Annotated in this window: 6 protein-coding genes; 4 read left to right on the top strand and 2 right to left on the bottom strand. The window is 55.4% G+C overall.

The genetic code is table 11. The features are described from left to right. Positions 1-425, bottom strand: a 425-nt coding sequence (locus B3Z49_RS11180) for a hypothetical protein (RefSeq protein ID WP_296990855.1), incomplete at its 3' end; no start/stop codon positions are given. A 256-nt stretch (positions 426-681) separates the two neighbouring features. Here B3Z49_RS11180 and ispH point away from each other — a divergent pair. The 4 genes from ispH to B3Z49_RS11160 all read left to right on the top strand — a co-directional run bounded on the left by ispH (position 682) and on the right by B3Z49_RS11160 (position 5,747). Then, positions 682-1,629 carry a 4-hydroxy-3-methylbut-2-enyl diphosphate reductase gene (gene ispH, locus B3Z49_RS11175; RefSeq protein WP_008889184.1) on the top strand — a complete coding sequence of 316 codons (948 nt, stop codon included), beginning with the start codon at positions 682-684 and terminating at the stop codon, positions 1,627-1,629. A 45-nt stretch (positions 1,630-1,674) separates the two neighbouring features. Next, a complete protein-coding gene (locus tag B3Z49_RS11170) occupies positions 1,675-2,643 on the top strand; it encodes a homoserine kinase (protein WP_296990853.1) in 969 nt (322 codons plus the stop codon). Positions 2,644-2,668: 25 nt separating this feature from the next. Further along, positions 2,669-3,118, top strand: coding sequence for a ribonuclease HI (rnhA, locus tag B3Z49_RS11165; protein ID WP_008889182.1), 450 nt, complete (start codon positions 2,669-2,671; stop codon positions 3,116-3,118). 268 nt (positions 3,119-3,386) lie between these two features. Further along, on the top strand, positions 3,387-5,747 hold the full coding sequence (locus B3Z49_RS11160; protein ID WP_296990851.1) for a putative bifunctional diguanylate cyclase/phosphodiesterase: 2,361 nt from the start codon (positions 3,387-3,389) through the stop codon (positions 5,745-5,747). An 85-nt stretch (positions 5,748-5,832) separates the two neighbouring features. Here the strand turns inward: B3Z49_RS11160 and B3Z49_RS11155 are convergent. Next, positions 5,833-6,393 (bottom strand): cobalamin B12-binding domain-containing protein (locus B3Z49_RS11155; protein ID WP_296990849.1); only part of this gene is annotated, 561 nt, incomplete at its 5' end.

Here is a 6,393-nt window from a genome sequence, read left to right as displayed (position 1 = left end):
CGTGCCATGTTCAGATTGTCGGCAAACGCCATATTAACGTCAAACACCGACTTCTGAATGAAGGTGCCGTTCGGGTCACGCAGGGCGACGAAATATTTGAATTGAACGTTGCGGTTTTGGGCTGCCGGTCCAAGCTCGGCGGTAATGATCGGACTGATGATGACATCAAGTTCCTTGTCATCAAGGTCATAGCCGCAGTCACCAACGTAGCCTGTGAATTCGGCTTCGACGATCACATCGGTCAGGTCACGGCCAGCACCACTGAACTGGACAAGCTTTGCCGTATCCTTTGGCAGATAGGCCGCCGGACAAACCGGGACCGGCTGTTCTTCGAACGGGTTGCCACCGCCGCATGCGCTTAGCAATCCACCAAGCGAGACCATACCCAATGCATAAACGCGCCGAAGTCCGTTACCGATTGTCATCCAAGCCTCTATCAAACCAAATGTTTTCGGGCCGCATCGCGACGACCGGCCCGCGCGCAGTCTATTCTGTCGCGGATGTCGGCACAACCCGCTTGAAAGGCCTTGGGCGGTGTAAAACGTCAAAAATTCGGCCAACCCGCACCGACCATTTACCCCAGAGTCATTGCACCGCATGATCAAGCGGGTTATGTAACGTGAATGTTTGAAAAATGCGTCGGCAACGCCCGCACGCAATTGGGAAAGCCGGACCTGTATCATGTCTGACAAAGCCAGCCTTCGGATCGTTCTTGCCAATCCGCGCGGTTTCTGCGCGGGGGTTGATCGCGCCATCGAGATCGTCGAAAAGGCACTCGAAAAATATGGCGCACCGGTCTATGTCCGCCACGAAATCGTGCATAACAAATTCGTCGTCAATCGCCTGCGCGACATGGGTGCCGTTTTCGTTGACGAACTTGATGCCGTTCCCGATGGCGTGCCGGTGATCTTTTCGGCCCATGGCGTGCCGAAATCCGTGCCCGAGGCGGCAGAAACCCGCAAACTTGAATATCTTGATGCGACCTGTCCGCTGGTCTCCAAAGTCCATCGCGGGGCGGAACGTCATCACGCTGATGGCAAACATATTCTTCTGATTGGTCATGCCGGTCATCCCGAAGTCATTGGCACGATGGGCCAGTTGCCCCCCGGTAGCATGACCCTTGTCGAGACCGAGGAAGACGCCGAAACCATCGAAATCAGCGATCCGGAAAATCTGGCTTTCGTGACCCAGACAACCCTGTCACTTGATGACACCGCCAAGATCATTGAAATCCTGCAACGGCGTTTCCCGTCAATCGCGGTGCCGAAAAAGGAAGACATCTGCTACGCCACGACCAACCGCCAGCATGCGGTCAAACTGATCGCCGAAAAGGCCGATGCCATTCTGGTCCTTGGCGCGCCGAACTCTTCGAACTCCAACCGCTTGGTCGAAGTCGCCAAACGCGAAGGCTGCACACGGTCGGTTCTGGTCGAACGGGCAAAGGATATCGACTGGTCCAAGCTTGACGGTATTTCAAGCCTTGGCATCACTGCCGGTGCATCCGCACCTGAAATCCTGGTCGAGGAAGTCATTGATGCCTGTCGGGAACGCTTTGACGTGACGGTCGAGACAATCACGCTGACCAACGAAAATGTCACCTTCAAACTCCCGCGTCAGCTTGCCAGCTAGGTCTGCGGACATGCTTATTTTCAGCTCAGGACGACGATAGAACTCATGGCCGTCTATACCGACGTTTCAGACGAAGATATTTCCCGCTTTGTGGCCGAATACGATATCGGTGACGTGGTGTCGTTCAAGGGGATCGCAGAAGGCGTCGAAAACACCAACTTCCTGCTTCAGACGAGCAAGGCGCCTTATATCCTCACCCTGTATGAGAAGCGGGTAAATCCCGATGATCTGCCCTTCTATCTTGGCCTGATGGATCACTTGTCAGCCAAGGGCCTGAATTGCCCGACGCCGATCCACGGCAATGACGGTGTTGCCCTGCGACGCCTTTGTGGTCGCCCGGCCGCCATCACGTCCTTCCTGCAGGGCATGTCGCCCAGACGCATTCAACCTCATCACTGTGCCGGGGTTGGCGCCGCACTGGCCGAGTTGCATTCAGCCGGTCAGGACTTCGAAATGCACCTGCCCAATGCGCTGAGCATCAAGGGATGGCGTTCGCTTTTCGACAGTTGCGCGGAACATGCCGACGATGTCGAACCCGGCCTTGGCAAGATGATTGGCGAAGAGCTCGCATTTCTTGAGGAAAACTGGCCGCACGCCCTTCCAAAAGGGGTCATTCATGCGGACCTGTTCCCCGATAACGTCTTCTTCTTTCCAAACAAGGAAGCCGTTTCCGGGCTGATTGACTTCTATTTCGCGTGTAATGATCTGTTTTGCTACGACGTTGCCATCTGCATGAATGCCTGGTGCTTTGAACCCGATAACAGTTTCAATGTGACCAAGGCCAAAAACCTTCTGTCGCATTACAGCAAGGTCCGTCCGCTTTCGGACGTCGAAAAGGCCGCCCTGCCCATTCTGGCGCGCGGCGCAAGTCTTCGGTTCCTTCTGACACGGCTGTATGACTGGGTGAACACCCCCAAGGATGCGCTGGTCACCCCGAAGAACCCGCGCGAATACATCAACAAATTGCGGTTCCACCAACGTGTGGAAAACGCAACAGCCTATGGCCTGGATTAGGCACAAAGGCGGGGAACACGACAATATGACTTCAAGTAACGGTGACGATAACCGCGTCGAGATTTACACAGATGGCGCGTGCAGCGGCAATCCCGGCCCCGGTGGTTGGGGCGCTATTTTGCGCTTCAAGGGTGTCGAAAAGGAAATGTCGGGCGGCGATCCGGAAACCACCAACAATCGTATGGAAATGATGGCAGCCATCAGCGCGCTGGAAGCCCTGAAACGTCCCTGCGTCATCGATATCTACACCGACAGCAGCTATGTCCGCGACGGCATTACCAAATGGATTTTCGGCTGGCAGAAACGTGGCTGGAAAACCGCCGATAAAAAGCCAGTCAAGAATGTGGAATTATGGCAACGTTTGCTGCAAGCCCTTGAACCGCATAAGGTCGAGTGGCACTGGGTCAAGGGTCATGCCGGTCACCCGGAAAACGAAAGATGCGACGAATTGGCCCGACAAGCCGTGCCGCGATAAGGAATTTTTCGCGGTTATCGGGAAAATTGCTTGAAGCTGAGGGACTTCGCTACAAGATAAATAGCTTTGCTGGCTTGTGTCAGATAATTGAATGTTTAACGAAATCAAACTTGCGTTTTCATCAAGTTGCGGTTTGACTTGAGACTAATTCAAGGGGGTGTTGGCACCCATACAAAGGTCGAGTACATTATATTCGACTAGCCTAAAGTGGGTGTCAGGGAGAGAACGCTTGTCACGCGGATCGTACGGGTTTTTACAACGAAAGTCCTTGAGCAGTCGGCTGCTGTTTATCGCATTGCCGCTTGTTTCGCTGTTCTCGCTCGCGCTTTTCATCGTCTTTGGCTATGTCAGCTACAAGGTGCTGCGCGACGACCTGAATGGCAAAGTTGAACAAACCGCCGACATTAACGCCCGCGTTCTGGCGACACCTTTCTGGTATCTCGACGTCGACAATATTGAATCTGCCCTCAACGCCATGGCGCGCGATCGCGACATCGTTGCTGTGCAGGCACTGGGCGCCGATGGCACCGAATTTGCCCATACCGGCGTATCGCAATCCGAATTGACCGACACGCTTCGCCTTTCGCGCCGTGTCTATTTCGAACGCAACAACGTCCGCCATGACGTTGGCGAACTGGTGATTTACTTCACCGACGCACGCGTTCAGGATTTGCTGTTCCGCCGTATTGCGATCGACATGATCCTGTTCGGGCTTTTGATCTCGGTCGTGGCCGCAAGCCTTCTGATCGCCAACAAACGCTCGATCAAGGAACCGCTCAACCGACTGCTGCATTCCATCCGAATGACCAAGCACGGCCGACTGCGCCGTCCGGTGGAATGGAACAGCTCGGACGAACTCGGGCTTCTGATCCGCGAATATAATGAAATGGTCGCACTCCAAGGCCAGGCACAGGAAGAAGCCCAGCGGAAACAGGCCCTTCTGGAAGCCACCCTTCACAATATCGGTCAGGGCATCTGTCTGTTCGATCAGGACCTGAACCTGATGGTCTGGAACGAACGCTATATCGAATTGCTGAACCTGCCGCGTGATCTGGTCAAGGAAGGCACCCCGCTTTCCGATATCCTGCGCTATAACGGCGAACGCGGTGAATATGGCGATGTCAGTATTCAGGCGCTGATTTCCGACCGTGTTGCGATTGCCCGTCGCCGTGAACCCTATCGCATGGAACGGACCCGCCCGAATGGCCGCGTCATTCAGGTTGATCACAACCCGATGCCGGGCGGCGGTTATGTTGCGACCTACACCGATATTACTGAACGTAAACAGACCGAAGCGCGCATGCGACACCTTGCGGTCCATGACGTTCTGACCAGCCTGCCGAACCGCACCCTGTTCCTTGACCGTCTGCGTCAGGCGCTGCTGTCGGCCCGTCGTTTCCAGCGCGGCGTGACGGTTCTGTTTGTTGACCTTGACCGGTTCAAGGACATCAACGACCACTTCGGCCACGATGTCGGCGATCTGATGATCCAGGAAATGGGTCAGCGTCTGTCGCGCATCATCCGGGATTCGGATACCGCCGCCCGCCTTGGTGGCGATGAATTCGCCATCATCCAGACCGATGTCCAGAACATCGAAGACACTATTGCCCTTGCCCAACGCATCATCGACGAACTGTGCCAGCCGTTTGATTGCCGCGGCATCCGCCTGCATTCGACGGCCAGTGTCGGCATTACCCTGTTCCCGGAAGACGGTGAAAACCCCGAACAGCTGGTGAAAAACGCCGACATGGCGATGTATGCCGCCAAGGCCGAAGGGCGCAACAATTACCGCTTCTTCCTGCCGTCGATGCACGAACGGGTCAAGGAACGCAAAACCATCGAGGAAGATCTGCGCAACGCGCTCGAACACGATCAGCTCGAACTTTACTATCAGCCGAAAATCGATTGCCGCACCGAACGCGTCGTCGGCGCCGAGGCGCTTGTACGCTGGCATCACCCGGAACGCGGCCTGATCCTGCCCGGCGAATTCATTTCCGTTGCCGAGGAATGCGGCCTGATCAACCGTCTAGGCGCGTGGGTTCTTGAAAAGGCCTGCCGTCAGACACGCATCTGGCGCGACTCATCACTTTCCGATCTTCGGATTGCCGTCAACCTGTCCCCGGCGCAGTTCCAGGATGCCGAACTGGTTGATAGTGTGACCAAGATCGTCAAGGAAACCGCCCTGCCGCATGGTACGCTGGAACTTGAAATCACCGAATCCATTCTGATGAACAACCCGGAAAAGGCGGTCTCGACGCTCAAGGAACTCAAGGAACTTGGTGTTCTGATCGCGATTGATGATTTCGGCACCGGCTATTCGTCGCTGAACTATCTCAAACGTTTCCCGGTGACCTCGATCAAGATCGACCGTTCATTCGTGAACGACATTCATGTCGATGTCGATGACAAGGCGATTGTCGATGCGGTCATCGGCCTTGGCCACAGCCTCAACCTCGAAGTCGTTGCCGAGGGCGTGGAAGAAGTCGAACAGCTTGTCTATCTGCAGGAAAAGGGCTGCGACTTTATCCAGGGCTTCCTGTTCTCCAAACCATTGCCCGCCTCGACCTTCGAAAGCTGGGTCAACGAGCGCCATGGCACCGAACAGGAAGCTGTCTCAGCCAAGTCCTGATCCGGGCACATCCCAAAACAAACCGGTCGCACCCGTTGTTGGGTCCGACCGGTTTTTTTATTAGATGGGCGATCCTAAATGGACGTTAGTAAAGCGCTGCATCACCATGTGCGTCGCCGGCACCATTTGATGAAACGGCTGTTTTGTCAGATGACTTGCGATCCACAAGATCAACAATCTCGGAAATAACCTTGGCCAACTGATAATCCTTGGGGGTATAGACCGCCGAAACGCCCATCTGACGCAGCACCAGCATATCAGATTCCGGGATAATCCCACCGACAACGACCGGGATATGACCAGCCCCTTGGGCACGCAGCCCGTTGACCACTTCACGCACCAGCGGCACATGCGAACCGGACAGGATCGAAAGACCGATCACATGCGCGCCGTCTTCGATGGCATTACGCACCAGTTCCTCTGGCGTCCATCGAATGCCTTCATACAGCACCTCGATCCCGGCTTCGCCCGCCTTGACCGCAATCTGTTCGGCCCCGTTGGAATGACCATCCAGACCCGGTTTACCGACCAGCATCTTCATGCGTTCACCGAGCTTGTCGGAAACCTCATCAACGCGTTTGCGCAAATCCTGAAGGTTTTCCGCATCCCCGGTCACGATCATCGATGTAATCCCGGTCGGCGCACG

The sequence above is a fragment of the Thalassospira sp. UBA1131 genome (genome assembly GCF_002311515.1).
Classification (GTDB): domain Bacteria; phylum Pseudomonadota; class Alphaproteobacteria; order Rhodospirillales; family Thalassospiraceae; genus Thalassospira.
Note: the sequence above shows the minus strand (reverse complement) of the source record. Positions and strands in the feature narration are given on the sequence as shown.

Coding starts and splice junctions, on each gene's coding strand:
- ispH (WP_008889184.1), top strand. CDS start 682: ATGTCTGACAAAGCCAGCCTTCGGATCGTTCTTGCCAATCCGCGCGGT.
- B3Z49_RS11170 (WP_296990853.1), top strand. CDS start 1,675: ATGGCCGTCTATACCGACGTTTCAGACGAAGATATTTCCCGCTTTGTG.
- rnhA (WP_008889182.1), top strand. CDS start 2,669: ATGACTTCAAGTAACGGTGACGATAACCGCGTCGAGATTTACACAGAT.